The organism is uncultured Sphingomonas sp. (assembly GCF_964243315.1).
Classification (GTDB): Bacteria; Pseudomonadota; Alphaproteobacteria; order Sphingomonadales; family Sphingomonadaceae; genus Sphingomonas.
In genome coordinates this window covers 24,912-43,952 of record NZ_CAXTEM010000026.1, presented here as the reverse complement: position 1 = coordinate 43,952, position 19,041 = coordinate 24,912, and the positions used below count along the sequence as shown (strand labels likewise).

16 protein-coding genes and 1 tRNA gene are annotated in these 19,041 nt (G+C 63.9%); 5 read left to right on the top strand and 12 right to left on the bottom strand.

Annotated elements, in window-relative coordinates; translation table 11 throughout:
* Both ACFE77_RS09545 and hspQ read right to left on the bottom strand, forming a co-directional pair.
* The coding region (locus tag ACFE77_RS09545; RefSeq protein WP_375421406.1) for a bL21 family ribosomal protein at positions 1–65 on the bottom strand (65 nt) is incomplete at its 3' end.
* Between the two features lie 155 nt (positions 66–220).
* Entirely contained in the window at positions 221–604 is a 384-nt protein-coding gene (hspQ, locus tag ACFE77_RS09540; protein WP_375421403.1) for a heat shock protein HspQ, read from the bottom strand.
* 122 nt (positions 605–726) lie between these two features.
* Between hspQ and ACFE77_RS09535 the strand changes: the two genes are divergently transcribed.
* The 3 genes from ACFE77_RS09535 to ACFE77_RS09525 all read left to right on the top strand — a co-directional run bounded on the left by ACFE77_RS09535 (position 727) and on the right by ACFE77_RS09525 (position 3,797).
* Positions 727–816: transfer RNA gene (locus ACFE77_RS09535), tRNA-Ser, on the top strand.
* A 1,135-nt stretch (positions 817–1,951) separates the two neighbouring features.
* On the top strand, positions 1,952–2,200 hold the full coding sequence (locus tag ACFE77_RS09530; protein ID WP_375421402.1) for a hypothetical protein: 249 nt from the start codon (positions 1,952–1,954) through the stop codon (positions 2,198–2,200).
* A gap of 700 nt (positions 2,201–2,900) precedes the next feature.
* Positions 2,901–3,797, top strand: coding sequence for a hypothetical protein (locus ACFE77_RS09525; RefSeq protein WP_375421401.1), 897 nt, complete (start codon positions 2,901–2,903; stop codon positions 3,795–3,797).
* A 369-nt stretch (positions 3,798–4,166) separates the two neighbouring features.
* On the opposite strand, the gene ACFE77_RS09520 is transcribed toward ACFE77_RS09525, so the two are convergent.
* The 8 genes from ACFE77_RS09520 to ACFE77_RS09485 all read right to left on the bottom strand — a co-directional run bounded on the left by ACFE77_RS09520 (position 4,167) and on the right by ACFE77_RS09485 (position 11,803).
* Entirely contained in the window at positions 4,167–4,790 is a 624-nt protein-coding gene (locus ACFE77_RS09520; protein ID WP_375421400.1) for a class I SAM-dependent methyltransferase, read from the bottom strand.
* On the bottom strand, positions 4,787–5,767 hold the full coding sequence (locus ACFE77_RS09515) for an aldo/keto reductase (protein WP_375421399.1): 981 nt from the start codon (positions 5,765–5,767) through the stop codon (positions 4,787–4,789). The genes ACFE77_RS09520 and ACFE77_RS09515 overlap by 4 nt, the downstream gene beginning before the upstream one ends.
* Before the next feature lie 350 nt (positions 5,768–6,117).
* Entirely contained in the window at positions 6,118–7,230 is a 1,113-nt protein-coding gene (locus tag ACFE77_RS09510) for an LLM class flavin-dependent oxidoreductase (RefSeq protein WP_375421398.1), read from the bottom strand.
* Positions 7,231–7,281: 51 nt separating this feature from the next.
* The gene (locus tag ACFE77_RS09505) at positions 7,282–8,139 is read right to left on the bottom strand and encodes an NADPH-dependent oxidoreductase (protein ID WP_375421397.1); all 858 of its coding nucleotides are present in this window, start codon (positions 8,137–8,139) and stop codon (positions 7,282–7,284) included.
* Positions 8,114–8,908 carry an ABC transporter ATP-binding protein gene (locus ACFE77_RS09500; protein WP_375421396.1) on the bottom strand — a complete coding sequence of 265 codons (795 nt, stop codon included), beginning with the start codon at positions 8,906–8,908 and terminating at the stop codon, positions 8,114–8,116. The genes ACFE77_RS09505 and ACFE77_RS09500 overlap by 26 nt, the downstream gene beginning before the upstream one ends.
* Positions 8,905–9,762 (bottom strand): ABC transporter permease, encoded by an 858-nt coding sequence (locus ACFE77_RS09495; RefSeq protein ID WP_375421395.1) that lies wholly within the window; start codon positions 9,760–9,762, stop codon positions 8,905–8,907. Before ACFE77_RS09495 ends, ACFE77_RS09500 begins: the two co-directional genes overlap by 4 nt.
* Positions 9,759–10,853 carry an ABC transporter substrate-binding protein gene (locus ACFE77_RS09490; RefSeq protein ID WP_375421394.1) on the bottom strand — a complete coding sequence of 365 codons (1,095 nt, stop codon included), beginning with the start codon at positions 10,851–10,853 and terminating at the stop codon, positions 9,759–9,761. The genes ACFE77_RS09495 and ACFE77_RS09490 overlap by 4 nt, the downstream gene beginning before the upstream one ends.
* Positions 10,853–11,803 (bottom strand): aldo/keto reductase, encoded by a 951-nt coding sequence (locus ACFE77_RS09485; protein WP_375421393.1) that lies wholly within the window; start codon positions 11,801–11,803, stop codon positions 10,853–10,855. Before ACFE77_RS09485 ends, ACFE77_RS09490 begins: the two co-directional genes overlap by 1 nt.
* A gap of 165 nt (positions 11,804–11,968) precedes the next feature.
* Here ACFE77_RS09485 and ACFE77_RS09480 point away from each other — a divergent pair, with 165 nt between their 5' ends.
* Both ACFE77_RS09480 and ACFE77_RS09475 read left to right on the top strand, forming a co-directional pair.
* Positions 11,969–14,533, top strand: coding sequence for a TonB-dependent receptor (locus ACFE77_RS09480; RefSeq protein WP_375421392.1), 2,565 nt, complete (start codon positions 11,969–11,971; stop codon positions 14,531–14,533).
* A 163-nt stretch (positions 14,534–14,696) separates the two neighbouring features.
* Entirely contained in the window at positions 14,697–15,047 is a 351-nt protein-coding gene (locus ACFE77_RS09475; protein WP_375421391.1) for a DUF3147 family protein, read from the top strand.
* Positions 15,048–15,084: 37 nt separating this feature from the next.
* Here ACFE77_RS09475 and ACFE77_RS09470 read toward each other — a convergent pair whose 3' ends face one another.
* Entirely contained in the window at positions 15,085–15,780 is a 696-nt protein-coding gene (locus tag ACFE77_RS09470) for a superoxide dismutase (protein WP_375421390.1), read from the bottom strand.
* A 213-nt stretch (positions 15,781–15,993) separates the two neighbouring features.
* Positions 15,994–18,822: a PAS domain S-box protein gene (locus ACFE77_RS09465; protein WP_375421405.1), complete on the bottom strand. Its 2,829-nt coding sequence runs from the start codon at positions 18,820–18,822 to the stop codon at positions 15,994–15,996.
* Between the last annotated feature and the right edge of the window lie 219 nt (positions 18,823–19,041).

Below are 19,041 nucleotides of genomic sequence, written 5' to 3'. Positions count from 1 at the left end.
ACGACGATCTTGTCTCCGGCGGCGACGCGATACTGCTTGCCGCCCGTGCGCACGATCGCGAACATGGCTCTAGTCACTTCCCAAAATACAGTCGCCCGCACAGGCAAGCCCGGCGAGATGAGGGGCGGCAGCTATAAGAGGGGGCCGCCGCTGTCAACCGCGAAGCGTCGCCCGGCGCTGCATTTCATGCCCATCGTACGTTGCCGCCGAAGCAGCGCGCCTAGTGGCGGTGCTCGCGCTTCAACGCGTACCGGCCGTCGGCGAAATTCGTGAACAGGCCGGCGATCGCGGGATGATCGATCGGTTCGTCACTGTCGTCCGGCACCAGGTTCTGCTGGCTGACATAGGCGACATAGCTCGATTCGGCGTTCTCGGCGAGCAGGTGGTAGAAGGGCTGGTCCTTCTTCGGCCGCACGCCTTCGGGAATCGCGTCGTACCATTCGTCGGTGTTGGCGAAGACCGGATCGACGTCGAAGATCACGCCGCGGAAATCGAACATGCGATGACGCACCACTTCGCCGATCGAAAAGCGCGCATGGGCGATCGGCGGCGCAGCGGCGATCTGGGCGGCCTTGGCCGGGGTCGTTGGGTCATGGCGTGGCATCGCATCAATCTAGTGGTTGTTTCGCGCCGCACAAGCCGAGCCGCTTGCGCACCTGCCACGTCTGCGATAGGAGCGCGCCCTCGACCGACCGGCCCGCCGTTACGGCAGGCTTTCGTCCTCGCGGAGAGGTGGCAGAGTGGTCGAATGTACCGCACTCGAAATGCGGCGTGCCCTCACGGGTACCGTGGGTTCGAATCCCACCCTCTCCGCCAGTACCTCATCTAAACGTCCTTTTTAAAAGAACTTTTCGTTTGCGAATGATCGCGCCCACCCCCGGCACGTCGGTCGCGAATGCATCGTTCACGAGGCTGAAGGGGATACCGATTGCGTTCATCAGTCGGTTCCGGCGGCGACTTCGCGCGCGCAACTAGCTACATCTGCTGAATTGCGAACGCGGCTTCCTGTTCGGTTACAATGCCCGCGGGCACGACGATAAGTCCGTGGCGGTGTCGCAGCCTCGATCCGTACTTCGGCGTGCAACGCGCCCGTGCATCGTCTGGGGTTTCGCCGTGCCGAACGGTGACGATATGCGGAACGACGACCGGCAACGCGCGCGGCTCTAGATTCGCGATGCGGCTGGCGAGGCGCGGGTCACTGCGTCGCCTCCAGCTTGGCAAGCCGTGCCTCTAGCTTCGTTGTCGAGGATGCGGGCGATGATCGACAAGACGTTCGCATATTTACTGGCATGATCGACCGGGAGAATGCCCGATCGCGCTTTCCGGATGCGAGCAAGTTCGCTGCCGACACTGCTCACGGTGTCTGAGGGTCGTCGGGTTGTTTCCGCGCAGTTCTTGTATGTAGACTTCCTCCTGGCCCTTCACCTCTTCTCTCTTGTTGTCGGATCGCTGATCCTTGTAGCGAGGCGCTCGATTTGGCTAGCCGCCAGAGGCGGACGTTTGCTCGCCGCCCGAGCCGGTTGCGACCGCGCTCGTCAGCCTCGTTTAACGCCGCTTGAACTACGCTGGGAGTCGCCAAGCTGGCGGGCGCCGTTGTGGGCAAAAGAGCAGGCTCGGTTGGCGGCCGCTGAGACGCTTGGGTGTTCGCCCCAGGGCGACCGCAGTTCCTGTCGCCGCTCATCGCACCTTCGCACGACATGCGTGTAGCAACTCGCTCTAGCCGCGTAGCTCCAGACACCATGCCGAAGAAACCGATTCCGGAGAACGGACAGGGCGAAAGGACAATCCAGATCGGCATTTTGCACCAACCCTTGGCGAGTAGCGCCAAGCCAATCAACGAGCGACACTGTGTAACTCTATGATAATATTAGAAACAGGTGTTTGGCATCAATAATGCACTAGCACAGCTGCCGCACGAGGCCGCGCGGCCTACCGTATAAGGAGACGTCTCATGTCCGCAGCTTTCCCGACTACCGCCCTCGCAGTCGTTGCTTCCTTGATTGCCACGCCGGCACTGTCCGCACCGCGCAAGGATAAGCCCGTCATTGTGCCCGCACGCGCCATCAAGGACGCAACAAGCCGCATCTGCATGCCGCGCACAATGAGCAAGACGGTGAGTAAGGATGTTTCGCAGCCCGCAACCCTCTGCAACACCGTTGAGGAATGGGCAGTGCACGGGGTGACGATCGTTACGAAATAGGCAGCGCTGGCGCATTCGCCATTGGGACACGCGCGGACTTCGATGGTTCGCGCGTGTCGGAGGATGTAGTCTATGATTTCGCGTCGACTGGCGTTTGTTCAGCCGCCGAGATCCGTCGACCAGCTTAGGTAGCTGACCCTCGAGCGAACGCCGGCTCATAAGTTGGCAGCTTTCTCGCGGGACGAGCGTGCATGCGGTTGCGGCTGCAGCTCGAAATGAAAGACGCGATATCGGACGGCGAACAGCATCAGCTTCGGACCAGGCGCAAATACGAGCATCAACGTCGCGTTTGATCCGGACGTTATAACCGGACGCTGATCACCGGTCCCGCGTCTCTGGCTCTTTGTATAACTTACTCATCGATCGGAGATGGAGCGGATCACCCGCGGTATGGAACTTATGCCTTGCGTCCAACAGGTCTAACAAGTTCATCAGTTGGTTCGTGCTCATAGTTTTGGGTCACCGCTTCCAGAATACGGCCATTCGCCTGCTTCCTAAGGCTCAGATCTGTAAGTGGGCAAGCAAACTGGCGAACGACGGACTTGCAAATATGCGAATGCTAGGGCAGCGCGATGCGCATGCTGAACGCCTAGATCGGTTGGAGAACCTGTGCGCGTTACCTGTCGTACGTGGCCGCAACGGCAGGCTAGTACATGGAAAGCTCGTCTGAGCCAACTTTCGCGATTTTCCATCGTCGGTGGTGCAGACCATGATGGATGGCTGGTCCAAGATGTATAGCGGTCTGCTCTTCCACCTCTCTATAGCAGCTGCTGCACTGTTTGCTCAGCAATCGCCTGCGTCGATGGACGACAGCCAACCGGACGACATTGTGGTGAAAGGTTACCGTTCGGGCAAAGAGCCTAATAAGCGCGTTCGTGCCCCGGCTGCCGTCTCGATCGTTCGTAATCGCCAGACCTATGAATACTCGGAAAAGCTGGCAAAATGTGCGGCTCGCGGTCGTCTCGCCAATCTTTCGCGGCTCCGCGACGTGGTCGACGGCGAGTTCAATCAAGCTCGTCAGGTGGCTGCACAGGATCGGTTGTTTCGCATCAACATCACGTGCAGCCAAAGCACAACGTTGCAGAATTTCCGCTCTCCGCCTCGCGCTGCACAAAGCGTGGATTTGCAAAGCGCTGCGCAAGGCAGATTCGCGGGCCCTCTGAATATTCCTGATGCTGCACCGCTGGGCCGCTCAATCTATGATCGCGGCGCCTTCACCATCGCAGCGATGAAGATGTACGCTCCCGGGATCACGTTGACCCGCCAAGAGGTTAACGATCCCGCGGTGCAAGCGCGCTTCAACGCACGCGAAGCAAAACGTAATCGCTTTCGCCTGCCTGCCGATTATCGGTATTTCGAGGTTGCAGTTTGCATGGTTCGCGTCGAACCGCGTCTTGCGGTCCGTCTTGCCCTGAGCGATGGACCGGCCCGATTGGGGGATGTGCAGGAGGCGCTGATAGACCGTGCGCGCATCTGCGTCGGGAATGCAAAAAGCGTGCGGGTCGATCCGACCCAGTTCCGCCTTTACATTGCCGATGCGGTCTATCGTTGGGTTGTCGCGGCGCGTGGGGTCGACTCGCTCATTCCCGCCGCCTGAGCCCGGATCCTGAGTTACGCCATGCCGCTATGCTTGGCCGCATGACGTAAGCGGCCGTTTGTCGAAGGCGCATGGCGGTCAACTTCCGTCACGCGAATGTCGACGCCGTCGGCGACTTGCTGATCAACTATTTCGACGGTCTGGAGACCTTCGAGGATTGCCCGCCGACGGCCGACGGGTGCGCGATCTCTGGGCGAAGGTCACTAAGCGGCGGTATCGTTCAACACGCTCGGCAACGGGTCGCCGTGCGGGCGGTGGGGGATCTGATCAACCGTCAACATGAACTAAGGATTGGTTCTGGAAGCGCGTCAGCATCGTTGAGCTCCGGCGCTGGGTCGTCGCGGGCTCAAAGCTGACGCATTGTCGCAACTATTTGGTGCCAGCGACGACGATCAGCGGATCGCCCGTGCTGCCATCAGCCAGCACCTCGGTTTTCACCGCGGCGAAGCCGGACCGCTCCATGTACAGGCGGATCAAGCGCGCCTGTCCCGCCATGTCGAGCGCGCGCCAGATCCGTACGGCTTTTGTCGGAAAGCAGCGGTTGGAATAGCTGACGGCGAAAAGCCCGCCCGGCCGCAACACGCGGCGAACCTCAGTAAAGACCTCGACCGGTTGCTGGAGATACTGAACTCCGACGCAGCACAGAGCTATATCGACGCCATCATCAGGCAGCGGCAGCGCTGGGGTGGCGTTAAGATCGGCAATGAACCAGCGGTCGAGGCGATCATTGGCCTGCAGCTCGACCGCGTTCATGCTGTGGCCAATGACTTCGGCGGCTGCGAGCCCCGCCGGCAGGTGGCTGATCCAGCTCGACATGAGATCGAGCACGACAGCGTTGGGAGGTATGACGCGGGCGTAGTAGGCGGTCAGGGCCGCGACCGCCCCATTGTCGATGTGGGAGACTAGGCGTGGCGGCGCATAGAAGGAGAGATCGTCGCCGCCGTCCTGCTTGTCGAACGCGTTCGCCGGCAGCTCGGCGCGTAAGTCGCTCACGCGAAGCCGACGACGGCATGCGGGACATAAGGCCCCTCCAGCCGAGCGATATCCGGTTCGGTAAGCACGAGCGCGAGCGCGGCGATCGCGTCGTCGAGATGTGCTTGCTTGGACGCGCCGATGATCGGCGCCGATACCTCCGACTTGGCCAACACCCAGGCTAGCGCGACCTGCGCGCGAGGTACGCGGCGTTCTGCTGCGACGGTCGCGACCGCTTCCACGACCTTGCGATCCGCCTCGACGGTGTGGGCGTAGAGCGTCTTTCCAAATTCGTCAGTCTGAGATCGCTCCGTCTGATCGTCCCAGTCGCGCGTCAGGCGACCGCGTGCGAGCGGGCTCCACGGAATGACCCCGATCCCCTCCGCCTCGCACAGCGGTAGCATCTCGCGTTCTTCCTCGCGGTAGAGCAGATTGAGATAGTTTTGCATCGTCGCGAAGCGTGTCCAGCCATTGGCCTCGGAGACGTGGAGCATGGTCGCGAACTGCCAAGCGTACATCGACGAGGCGCCGATGTAGCGCGCCTTGCCCGCCTTCACGACATCGTGGAGCGCCTCCAGCGTCTCCTCGATCGGCACGTCGTGATCGAAGCGGTGTATCTGGTAGAGGTCGATGTAATCGGTGCCGAGCCGTGTCAGGCTGGCGTCGATCTCCGCCATGATCGCCTTGCGCGACAGTCCTGCGCCGTTCGGCCCGGGCCGCATCCGGCCGTGAACCTTGGTCGCGATCACGACCTCGTCGCGGCGCGCGAACTCCTTGAGCGCGCGGCCGACAATCTCTTCGGATGTCCCGTCGGAATAGACGTTGGCGGTGTCGAAGAAGTTGATCCCTGCCTCCACTGCCTTGCGGAGGAGCGGACGGCTGGTCTCCTCATCGAGTGTCCAGGCATGGTTGCCGCGATCGGGTATGCCGTAGGTCATACATCCGAGGCACAGGCGCGACACGTCGAGGCCGGTGATGCCGAGTTTTGTATATTCCATATGCCGTCTCGTCTTGGGGTTCGGTGGCTTGAACGGACGGCGTCGCAATGCGCTCCGCTTGATCGAATGTGCGGCGCGGTGCGCGTTGTATCGCAGTTGAAACGAAGAATAGCACTTGAACGAACGGAGGCTTCGTAAAAGCAAGAGAATTTGCGAGAACGGCTCGAGAGCAACCTTCAGCTCGCAGATCGCATTGGTGGCGGGCGCAACTTTGTGGGCTAGCGTGCGAATATGGCTCCGCTAACACCGAGCGCCGTAAAGGCGCATGCGACCACCTATCACGGCGACCGCCTGCTCGACAATTCGCAGCGCAAAGCATCTGGCCGCCACTGCCAGCAGACGCCCCCGCATCAGGCAACTTGATCGCCCGCGACAATCCGTTCCGCCGTAAGCGGCGGCGCATCGCGGAGGAGCGGTAGCAGCTGATCGCCCTGCCGGCCGATTTCGGACAAATAGGGGGTGTCCGACAGGACGAAGTGGGTAATGCCGAGATCGCGGTATTTGCGCAGCGAGCTGGCGACCTCGGTGGCCGATCCGACCAGCCACGTCGTGCCCGCCCCGCCACCGCCATATCGTCCCGGCGCGGTATAGAGATTGTCGTCGAGCACTTCCCCGCGGGCATGGAGATCGAGCAGGCGCTGCTGGCCCACCGCCTTGAAGCTGCGGTGCTGATCCACGCGGGTCTGGTTGGCCATGACGTCGACCTTCGCCTCGGCATCGGCCCAGGCCTGCTCGGTGGTGTCGCGCACCAGCGTGGTGATGCGGAGCCCGAATTGCAGGGGCGGCAGGTCGCGATCCAAATCGCGGCTCAGCCGCTTCAGGCGCGCGATGCGATCGGCGACGCCGTCGAGTGGTTCGCCCCAGAAGAGTTGCACGTCCGCTTCCGTCGCTGCGACCCGCTCGGCCGCCTCCGACGCGCCGCCGAAATACAGCTTCGGGTGCAGCCGGTCGCCGCGGGGCGTAATCCGGGGGGAGGCAGTCGAGGCCTCGACCTGAAAATGCTCGCCGCGGAACGTCACGTCGGTCTCGGTCCACAGACGACGCACCAGCCGCATGAAATCCTTCGTGCGATCGTAGCGGTGCGCCTGATCGCCCTCGGTATCGCCATAGGCAGCGAGTTTGTCCTGCCCGGAGACGATGTTGATCCGCACCCTTCCACCGCTAAGCTCGTCGAGGGTCGCGGCGGCCGAGGCAAAATGCGCGGGGCGCCAATAGCCCGGACGGATCGCGATCAGTGGCTCGAAGGTCTTGGTGCGTGCGGTCAGCGCCGCGGCGACCGTGAAGGTGTCGGGTCGCCCCCAGCCGGTGCCGATCAGCGCGCCGCCCCAGCCATGGTCCTCCAGAGCGACCGCATGGTCGGTCAGCGTCTGCAGGCTGAACGGGTCGGATCCACTGATGTCGCCGCGATGCCCGCCTTCGGTCTCGTTCGGGATGTACCAGAGGAATTCTGTGGCGTTCGTCATAGGGATGTCCGTCATAATGGGAGGTCTGGGGGGCGGGGCCGAAGGGCTCGGCTAGGCGAGCTGGAAACCGAGATCGTGAAGGACGCTGCGCAGCACGTCGCGACCCGCCAGCGATGCGGCACCGCGGACGCGCTGGCTTGCCTGGTCGGTCCAGTCGCGTTCGACCATCGATTGTTCGCGCTGAAATTCGCGCAGCCGACCGTCATAGGCGGCGATGGCTGAGACGCTGGCTTCCGACCCGTACCGTTCCCGAAAAAGGACCGTCTGCTGCGGGAGGCGCGGTTTGACCGAGGCCGGGGCTGCAGCATCCGGATAGCCGACCGTCATGCCAAACAGCGCGAAGGTCTGCGGCGGCAAACCGAGCTCGGCCGCGACCTCGGCGGGCTTGTTGCGGATGCCGCCGATGTAGCAGCTGCCGAGCCCGATCGATTCCAGCGCAACGACTGCGTTCTGGGCGGCCAGCGCGGTATCCACAGCGCCGAGGAGAAAACTCTCAAGGAAATGTAGCCCTTCAGCCGCGACGCCGACGCGCTCACCGATCTGCGTCAGCCGATGATGGTCCACTATCCAGAGCAGGAAGAGCGGCGCTTGTAGTATCTGGGCCTGGTTACCCGCGAGCGCCGCCAGCCTGGCCTTGCGCGCGGGATCCTCGACCGCCACCACGCTCCAGGGCTGGAGGTTCGAGGAGGTTGCTGCGGATTGCGCGGCCGCGACCAGCAATTGCACGGTCTCGAACGGCACCGGATCGGGCAAGTAGGTGCGCACCGAGCGATGTGACAGGATCGTATCGAGCGTGGCGTTCCAGGCAGCGGCTGGGTCGAGCCGCTCGCGATACCGCGCGAAGAGGTGCTCGTCTTGGGAGGCTCTGATCGCGGCTCCGAGATCAGGCCGCTTCATCGTCTGCACCATGATGCCCTCCCGGCAACGGAGCCGGCGGGTGGAGAGCGGAGAGCTGTTCGCCTTCCGGGCTTTCCTCGATCCCGAGCAGGCGGTGGAGCAGCTTGCGAAGATCGGCGATCCGCGCGCGCCGCCCGGCGCCGACGGCAGGCAGATCGACCAGCAGATCGGCGGCAAGCTTGCCGTCCTCGAGAAGCACGATCCGATCGGCAAGGAGGATCGCCTCCTCTATGTCGTGCGTGACGAGCAGGACCGCGGGCTGATGCCGCTGGACCAGCTGCCGCAACAAGGCATGCATCTGAATGCGGGTCAGCGCGTCCAGTGCGCCGAACGGCTCGTCCGCCAGCAACAGCTTGGGTTCGCGGACTAGCGCACGCGCCAGGGCGACGCGTTGCTGTTCCCCGCCCGACAGTTCGTGTGGCCATGCTCGTTCGCGGCCAGCGAGGCCGACTTCCGCAAGCGCTTCGCGGCCGCGCTGCTGCCCGCCGGTGATGCCGAGCAGGACGTTGTCGAGCACGCGCGTCCATGGCAGCAAGCGAGCGTCCTGGAAGATCACCGACAGCCGCTCGGGCAGCCTGATCTCGCCGGTGCCGACCGCCTCGTGATCGATCTCCGCCAGAGCGCGCAGCAGCGTGCTCTTGCCCGAACCGCTACGCCCTAGGATCGCCACGAATTCGCCCGGCGCGACATCGACGTCGATGCCGTTCAGCACGCCCTTGGTCGTGAACGAGCGAACCAGGTTCCGGACCTGAACCGCGGGAGCGTCGCCGTGCGGGGTCATCGGCCGAAGCTCCGGCGCCAGCTCAACAGATGCCGTTCGAGCCGGCGAACCAGCGCGTCGGACCCGAAGCCGAGCAGCGCATAAATGACCAACCCGACCAGCATCACGTCGGTCTGCGCATAGTTGCGGGCGAGCGTGACCATATAGCCGATGCCGCTGGTGGCATTGAGCTGTTCGACGACGACCAGCGCCAGCCACGAGGACGTCACCCCGAAGCGCAGGCCGGTCAGGAAGCCGGGCAGCGACCCGGGCACCACGACGTGGCGGATGAATTGCCAGCGCGTCAGCCCGATTGTCTCGGCCAGTTCGACATGGCGGATGTCGATGGCGCGCAGTGCATTGTGGGTGTTGATGTAGACGGGGACGAAGACGGCGGTCGCGATCAGCGTGATCTTCATGGTCTCGCCGATGCCGAGCCACAGGATCATGAAGGGGATCAGTGCCAGGATCGGGACTCCGCGCTTGATCTGCACCAGCCCGTCGATGACATAGCCACCGAGCAGCGACAGGCCAGACAACAGGGCCAATGCGGTGCCGATCGCGACGCCGAAGCCGAGCCCGGTCATCGCCCGCCATGCCGATACGGCGAGGTTCGCCTGCAGTCGGCCTTCGCGGATCAGGTCGTACCCGGTGGTGATCGCGGTCCAGGGAGCGGGTAACGTCCGCGGGTCGAGCCAACCGGTGATCGACAGGACCGTCCAGTAGAAGAGCAGGAGCGCCGGTCCGAGCAGGCTGCCGTAGCGGGCGGGACGGCCGGGGCTGAGTCGCTGCCGGGGTGCACGCCGCGTGGCGGGCGGTGGAGGCGCGACGGCTGCCGGGGCCGGGACGTGCAGATCGTGCGAGAACGCATTCATAGGGCGGGTGCCTTCGCTGCTGCTGCATCGCCCGCGATCGACTCGAACCTGCGATCGAAGAGGCTCGCCGCGGCGAAGCGATGGCGCTTGGTCTCGGGCGCCAGCGTGTCGATCGCGGCTTGTTCATAGGCGAAGGCGCCTGCCCAGGTGCGGGGCACGGAGACGCCAGAGACGTATTTCGCCATGACCCGGGCATCGGCGATCGGCAGGCCGCGCTGGGCGGCATAATAACCGCGTGCGAGCTCTTCGGGATGGGCGTTGATCCACGCCTGACCGAGGCCCCAATAATGCGCGAAGATCCGGAGCGCGGCGGCCTTTGCAGGGTCGGCGAGCACGGCTTCGGGCACGTAGACGTTGCCGCCATCGTCCCTGAACGGCGGGTGTTCGAGCAGCCTCGCGCCCTTCGCCCCGTAATCGCGCATGTAGCGTTGCGCGACGAGATCGTTGCGGATCGGCGCGGCGTCGACGGCGCCGGCGGCCAACGCGTTCGCATAGACGTCGCCGCCGATGCTGGAGGGCAGCTCGACCAGCGTCACCTGGTCGCGTGGAATGCCCGCCGCCTTCAGCGTCTCGATGACGATCTGCGCCTGCACCTGGCTTGGACTGAAGGCGATCCGCTTGCCGCGAAGATCGGCGACGCTGCGGATATCGGCACCGGGCGCGATCCCGAAGACATAGGCCTGGCGGCTGACGCGTCCGGCATATTCGCGAAAGGCGATGATGCGGACCGGGATGCCCATCCACACCGCATGGATCGGCGGGACGCTGGCGCCGAAGCCGACGTCGAGCACGCCGGCATGGAAGGCTTCGGTAACGTCCGGTCCGCCGGTGATCTCGGCCCATTCGATGCGGAAGGGCAGCTTTCGTTCCCAGCCATTATGTTCGAACACCCAGCGGGTGACGGGATCGCCGATCCGCAGCACGACGCCCGGCGGCACCTGCTTCGACAGCGGCGCGGTCAGTGCCGCTGCCGGCGTCGCCTCGGCCACTTGCCGAGCGGGCGCGAAGGCGACGAGCAACGCGGTCGATATCGTCACCGCGGCGGCAAGCGAGAGCGACCCTGTCGGCCAGCGGGACGCCGGGAACGGCATCAGGCGTGCAGCGGCTCGGCCGGCACGAACTTCATCTGCTCGGCCGGGTAGCGATCGCCCGCGGTGGCACCTCGGACGAAGGCGTCCTCAAGTTCCTCGATCGTCCCTTCGTCGAGCTCGATCGCGTTGGCGGCCCAATTCTCGTCGAGGTGTCGGATGTGACGGGTGCCGGGGATCGGTACGACCCCCTTGGCCAGCACCCAAGCAAGGCTGACCTGTGCAGGCGAAACCTTCAGCCGCTCCGCGATGTCTTCGATGGTCCGGCGGCGTACCGCGTTGGCGGCGACCGCATCGGCCTTGAAGCGTGGATGGATGTTGCGGCGGTCGCCGTCCTCGACCGGCCCTGCGCCGGCGAGGAAGCCGCGGCCGAGCGGGCTGTATGCGACGAAGGCGATGCCGAGTTCGCGCGTGGTGGGGAGGATCTCCACCTCTGCGCCGCGGGTCCACAGCGAGTACTCGCTCTGCAGCGCGTCGATCCGGGTCTCGGCGTGCGCCCGCCGCAACTGGGCCGCGCTCGCCTCCGAGACGCCGACCGCCCCGATCTTGCCTTCGTCGCGGAGCCGGCCGAGCTCGCCCACCGATTGTTCGATCGGGATCTCGGGATCGACCCGGTGCAGGTAATAAAGGTCGATCCGCTCCACGTCGAGGCGGCGCAGACTTGCGTCGACGGCTTCGCGTGCGGTGACGCGGGTGCCGTCGCCGCCGCGGCGATGCGTGAACTTGCTCGCGATGACCAGGCCGTCGCGGCGGCCGGCGATGGCGCGACCGAGCAACTCCTCGTTATGCCCGTCGCCATAGGCGGTGGCGGTGTCGAAGAAGTTGATGCCGAGATCGATCGCGGGGTGCAGCGTGCGGATCGAGTCCGCCTCGTCGGCCGCTCCATAGACATGGGAGAGGCCCATCGCGCCGAAGCCCTGCGTGCTTACCCGTGCCGTTCCGATCGCCGCCATATCCGCTCTCCCGCTTCGGCAGCATGTGTGAGGCGGTGCGCCGATCAGGACGATGCAGAAAAACTTCGGCCGCTCAAATCAATTCCTACTGTTCTAGTATGCATTGAGCTTCATCAATACCCATCGAGTCGGTAGGAATTGACCGACGCCGTTGGGGGCTTTGCCATGAATCGCATCTTTTTCCGCGCGCTCGTCGCGTCCGCGTCCACGCTGGCGGCACCGCTCGCCGCTCAGGCGCAGGTCGCACAGAAGTCACTGGCGGCCGTCGACGTGGACGGCGAAGGCGACGTAGTGGTCACCGCACGGCGACGGTCCGAGAACATCCGCGACGTGCCGATCTCGGTGCAGGCGATCAGCGGCGAGACGCTGGAGCGCAAAGGAACGATCGATCTGCAGAGCCTGATCGATCAGACGCCGGGTCTCAATTCGACCGGGGGCAATCCGCGCAACTTCTCGGTCACGATCCGCGGGATCGGCTATGCCCCGACCGCGGCGGACGGGCTCGACAATGCGATCGGGGTGTATTTTGACGGCGTCTACCAGGCACGGCCAGGACAGGTGCTGCAGGATCTGGTCGACGTCCAGAGCTTCGAGGTGTTGCGCGGTCCGCAGGGCACGCTGTTCGGGCGCAATGCGGCCGCGGGTGCGCTCAATATTACTTTCAACAAGCCGAGCTTCACGGCGGCACGCAGCTTCGAAGTCAGCTATGGCCGGTACGACTTCGCGCAGGCCAAGGCGATCGTCACTGGCCCGATCACCGATCACGTCGCTTTCCGTACCGTGGCTTATGGCACCCGCGCCGATGGGTGGATCGCAACGCCGTTCCGGCCGACGTTCCGGGCAGCGGCGATTCAGAAGGGCATCTTCGCGCCGACAGCGACCGACGATGACAAGACGGCGGGCACCGGTCGCTGGGGCGTTCGCCAGCAGTTCCTGGTCGAGACCGGCGACCTGAAGCTCAATCTCGCGGGCGATCTCAACGTCGAGTCCGACAGTTCGTCAGGCTTCAGTTCGGGCGGCGGGATCGTCGAGCTCTTCGGCCCCGGCAATTGGGGCATCAACACCACGACGGCGCAGCAGGCGAGGACGACCAACGCGTTGAGGGCGCTGGGGCAGCTCTCCAGCTTTGGCGGGGTGCAGGACTGGACGCCGGCAGTGAACCCGCGGGACAGCATCACCAACAACTACAATCATATGAAGACCAAGAACGCGGGCGTGTCGCTCACGGCCGACTATGATTATGGCTGGGCCAACCTGACCTCGATCACCGCGTGGCGGCTGTGGACCTTCAATCCCCCGCAGGACAGCGACAATACCCCGATCGACATCTATCAGAATGTCGCGATCAGCCGCAGCAACCAGTTCAGCCAGGAGCTTCGCCTGGTGTCCAGCGGCCGCGCGCCGGTCGAGTGGCAGGTCGGTGCCTTCTTCTACTATTCCAAATTGAAGGACCACTACATCGTCCACCAGTTCGGCGCCGACGTGATCCCTTGGTACAATGCCTATAACAGCGTGGCGGGAGCGAGCTTCACGCCGATCCCCTTGTCCTTCCGATCGCAACTGACCGGAGCGCAGATCATAGAGGACACCATCGTCGAGAACAGGACCGCCGCGGCCTATGGGCAGGCGACGTGGCACATCAGCGATGCGCTCGATCTCACCGGCGGGCTGCGCTACACCTATGATCGCAAGAACGGCAGCAGTCCGGTGGACACCAGCCGGCTGCCGCAGACGGCGCCGGCGGGGATCACCAACGCGCAGCTCAACGCCTTCTACAACGCGATCGACGCGGTCCAGCGGAATGCGGGCGTCGCCTACGCGGTCCCCGGCTATCCCACTTCCGTCCCGACGACGGGCTATGCGCTCGATCTCGAGACGTCGAACGACAACGTGTCGGGCACGGTCAGCCTCGCCTACAAGATCACGCCCGACATCACCTCCTACGTAACCTACGCCACCGGCTTCCAGGCCGGCGGCCTCGATCTCAACAACCGCTCGCTGAACCCGGCGGCACCCGCCATCGAACCGACGACCACCCAGAATTATGAGGCGGGCGTGAAGGCGTCGCTGTTCGATCGCCGTCTCTCCCTGTCCGTTGCGGCCTACAACGAAAAGCTGAATGGCTTTCAGACGTCCATATCCTACACGCTGCCCGACGGTACGCCGCAGCGCGGCGCGACTAACGTCGGAGACATTCGCGCACGGGGCGTCGAATGGAGCCTTGCAGCCAATTTCGGATCGGGGGTCAGGCTGACCTTCGACGGCAACTACAACGACGCGGTCTACACCCGTGCACCCTCGTTACCCGCGCCCGCTGAACTGAGCTACAATGGCGTGGCCAACATCGATGCCAAAGGACAGCGCGCACCCTACGCGCCGAAGTGGGCGCTATCCGTCACGCCATCATGGGACTTCGAGATATCGTCGAAGACGACCTTCTACAGCTACGCGCAATTCTCGCGCACTACATCCTACAGCACGGGGGTGACGCAATCGATCTATACGCAGGTGCCCACTCAATATAATGTCAACCTGCGCGCGGGCTTCCGCCTCGACGGCGACCGCTACGATCTCTCGCTTTTTGCAAATAATGCCACTGACGAACGCAACATCATCTCGCAGACGTTGCTGGCGGCTCCTTCGGGTGCTGGCGTGACGGCGTATCTGGGACGTACCGTCAATTACAACCAACCGGCCCGTTACGGCATCACCCTTCGAGCAAAATACTAAACCCGGACGGAGGCGATAAGGGAGTGCTGGCGCCGAGCATGCCCGTTGATATATCGGTGCTGTCTCAGAACGTAACCAAAGTGTCGGCCGCCGCACTGCCGCAACAAGGAGCCTCCCTACGCTCATCGGCGGATGGTGGCGCACGCCGCACCGGAGTCGATCGATGCTGTATCTGCTAGCCAAGGCGGCCATCTCCGGCATCGTCATCGCGGTCGCGTCAGAGATGGCGAAGCGCTATCCCGGGATCGGGGCGCTGGTCGCGTCGTTGCCGCTCGTGTCGGTGCTCGGCATGATGTGGCTGTGGCGTGACAAGCCTGACGCAGAGAACATGGCTGCTCACGCTGGGGCAACGTTTTGGTACGTTCTTCCCTCGTTGCCAATGTTCCTGCTGATGCCGATGCTGCTACGACGTGGTTTGGGCTTCTGGCCGGCGTTGCTGGCAGGCTGTGCGCTGACGATTGTCCTCTACCTGCTGATGACCTGGGCCGCACCTCGCTTCGGCATCAGGCTCTAGGGCATTAAGACAACATGCTTGCCCAAAAGGCTGAGTGCTAGATCGACGCTACTAAGCGTTCGAACCCGCGGCTGGCCGCGTCCCAGCTCAGCACCTTCATATAGGCATCGACATAGTCGCCAGCTTTCGCGCCATAGTCGATCGCATAGGCGTGCTCGTACATGTCGAGGGCAAGGAGCGGCGTGCCGCCTGCCAACGTCATGGTGTGATCGGCAGCCCATTGGTTGGTCAGCCGGTCGTCCCGCTCGCTCCATGTCAGCAGCACCCAGCCGGAGCCGCCCGCTAGCGCCTTGCCCATGCCGGTAAACTCCGCCGACCAGCGTGCATGACTACCGAAGTCACGTTCGATTGCCTGCGCGAGGCCTTTGCCGGGCCGAGATGCGCCGCCTAAACCGGCGAAATAGATCTCGTGGAGGATCATGGAATTCCAGGCGATCAGCTCCTCGCGCTTCAGCCCGTTGATGGTGAAGCCCGGTGCCGTCGTCGGATCCAGCCGGGCGAACTCGGCCCGAATAGCGCCCAGGCGCTTCACGGCGCCGGCATAATTGTTGTCGTGGTGGCTGGTCAGCAGCTTGGCCGAGAGACCCGGAAGCGCCGCGGGATCGAACGGTAGCGGCTTGGGCGTGAAACTAGCCGAGGGCGGCGTCCGGCTTTGGCTGGCAGCTGCGACCGGTAAGGCAGCGATCCCCAGAGCGACGCCCGCTATCGCGGTTCGGCGGTCAACGTCGTTCATCACGCGGTCTCCGTCAGAAGGTAGCTGTCAGCTTCATTGAGACGTAGCGCGTCCACCGTCTACCCGGCGCGTTCAGAGCGTCGCGACAGAGCATCGATCTCCAAGATCGGACGAAGTGGATGATCGCTCTGCGTTGATCTTGGACCTGATCGCACATGGAACCGAGGCGACTGCCGGTCGGGCGCTGATCAATGAGGGTGCCAAGCCGGCCTGCTAACCCTCGATGAGCTCCCGTATGCGGGCGGCGAGCGTGTCGATCGCGAATGGCTTGGTCACGACGTGCATCCCCGCGTCTAGGTGCCCATGGCTAAGCACCGCATTCTCTGCATAGCCGGTGATGAACAACACCTTGAGATCCGGCCTGGCAGTACGTGCCGCGTCGGCGACCTGACGACCGTTCATGCCGCCGGGCAGACCTACGTCGGTCACCAGCAGGTCGATCCTCAGGTCCGAGTTCAGAACCTTCAACCCAGCTGGGCCGTCGGCCGCCTCGATCGCCGTGTATCCGAGGTCGGTCAAAACCTCACCGACGAGCATCCGCACGGTCGGTTCGTCGTCGATCACCAGCACCGTTTCGCCCGCTTCTGCACGAGGCGGCTCTCCGGTTTTGGCGATCATATGGGTCTCGCTGGCGTCGCCATGGTGACGAGGCAGGTAGATGCACACCATCGTACCTTTTCCGGCTTCCGAATAGATCGCGACGGAGCCACCCGACTGCTTGGCGAAGCCGTAGATCATCGACAGGCCCAGACCGGTACCCATGCCGATCGGCTTGGTCGTGAAGAACGGGTCGAACGCCTTCGCCACAACGTGAGGCGGCATGCCTGTTCCCGTGTCCGACACGCACAAGGAGATGTACTGGCCCGGTTCCATACCGCGCTGATCGGCAGCGGTACGGTCCATCCAGCGATTGGCGGTCTCGATCGTGATCTTGCCGCCGTCCGGCATCGCATCGCGCGCGTTGAGGCAGAGGTTCAGTACCGCATTCTCGAGCTGGCTCGGATCTATGAGGCTGGGCCACAAACCTGCCGAATTGATCGTTTCGATCTCTACGGCAGGTCCCACCGTCCGGCGGACCAGCTCTTCCATGCCTGTGATCAGTCGCACCACGTCGGTGGCTTTGGGCGCAAGGGTCTGTCGGCGTGAAAAGGCGAGCAGCCGATGCGTCAGCGCCGCCGCGCGATTGGAGGCGCCCTGCGCTGCCTGGACGTATCGCTCGACGTCACCGGTCCGGCCCTGCGCGATACGAAGCTGTATCAGCTCGAGGCTGCCGGAGATGCCGGTCAGCAAGTTGTTGAAATCGTGGGCGAGCCCGCCAGTCAGCTGACCCACCGCTTCCATTTTCTGCGCCTGCCGGAGCGCCTCCTGGGAAGCCTCGAGCTCGGCGGTGCGCTCAGCGACACGGCTTTCCAGCTTTTCATTGAGTTCGCGCAGCTTCTCCTCGTCGGCCTTCCGCGCGGTGACGTCGATGGCGGTGCCGATAACCCGGAAGCAGGCGCCGTCGGCATCGAAGAGGCCGCGGCCTTTGGCCGCCACCCACCGCAGCGCGCCGTCCTCCTTGCCGATGGTGCGGTATTCGACGTCGTAAAAGGCACGGAGATCAGGATCGCTCGCGGCCTCGTAGGCGGCACGAGTCTTCTCGCGATCGTCGGGATGAACGCCGTCGTGGAAATCGTCCAATGTAACCGGCACGTCCGGCGAAATGCCGAACATCGCCTTCACCCGCGGTGGCCAGAACATCGCACCCGTGATGTGGTCGACATCCCACTCGCCGATCTCGCCTATGTCGGTGGCGAGCCGTAGCTGTTCCTGGCTGAGCGCGAGGGTCTGTTCCGCCTCGCGGCGCTCGTCGATGTCAATGACCGAACCGACGTAACCGAGATACCCGCCGTCCGCGCCGAACCGTGCGGCGGCCTTGTCGATCGTCCACCGATATACGCCATCGGCGCGGCGCAAGCGGAACTCGACCTGATAGTCGCGGCGCTCGGCGTTGGCCGCGACGAATGTTGCTTCCGCTACCGCGCGGTCTTCAGGATGCACGGCATCGAGCCAGCCATAAGCCTCTCCCGAACCCGGCGCCTGACCGGTAAACTCGTACCAACGGGCATTGAGATGCGTGCAATAGCCAAGCGGATCGGTCACCCACATCATCACCGGCGCATTATCGGCCATGTTGCGGAAACGCGTTTCGCTTTCGCGCAGCACGGCGTCGGCGCGGTCGGTTGCGGTGACGTCCTGCCCCTCGACGAAGATGCCGGTGACGTGGCCGTCTTCGTCGACGAGCGGCTGATACACAAAGGTGACGTAGCGCTCGTCGGCCGGCGCGCCGGGCCGGTCCTGCGTCACATATCGCGAGCCAGAAGAGGTGAACGTCTCGCCGCTTTCGAACACGCGATCGAGCAGCTCGAGATAGCCTTGTTCGACTGCTTCCGGCAGCGCCTCGGCGATGGTTTTTCCGATCAAGTCGGACCGACCCACGAGCCGTGTGTAAGCGGCGTTGGCAAGCACGAAGCGGTGCTCGGGGCCCTCGAGCACGGTGATGAAGCCCGGCGCCTGCTCAAACATCCGCTGTTGCCGCGACGTGGCGGCGTCGCGGCGCTGTCCTGCAAGCACGTTCGCGGTGTTGTCGATCGCGGTGACGAACACGCCTTCAATCTTGCGACTCTCGCCTTGTATCGGTGCGAAGCTATAGATCCAGAAAGTGTCGTCGACCCGCCCGTTCCGCTCCATTCGCAGAAGCTGGTTTTCGGTGGAGAAGCCGCGACCGGTCTCCAAGACCTGCTCGATCTGTGGCCCGAGCACATCCCAGATCTCAGGCCATACTTCCCGGAACGGCTGTCCGAGCACCCGCGGGTGGCGCTCCGCCAGCGCGGGCGCATAGGCGTCGTTGTAGATAATGCGTAGATCGGTTCCCCAGTGAACGGCGCTGACGAACGGCGTGGTAAGGCAGATCGAGACCGCCGTTCGTAGCGACTGCTCCCAATGCTCGGGTTCGCCGAGAGGGGTGGCCGCCCAATCGTGCTGGCGCGTTAGCGAAGCCATCTCGCCGTCGCCGCCCAAGATATGGGACAAACCCGCTGATTGGTCGTTGCGTGACGGAACTGGTGAAATCAGACGATCTCCGATGGAAGGACTTTCGGTTCGAAGCCGGTCCACGGCGTCTCAGTAGCCGCCTCGTTACTACGTAGATAGTCGTGTAACGAAGACGGTTCTTGCGTGGCAACGACTGGCTCTCCTTCATCTTACCCCGTGCTGCCGGCC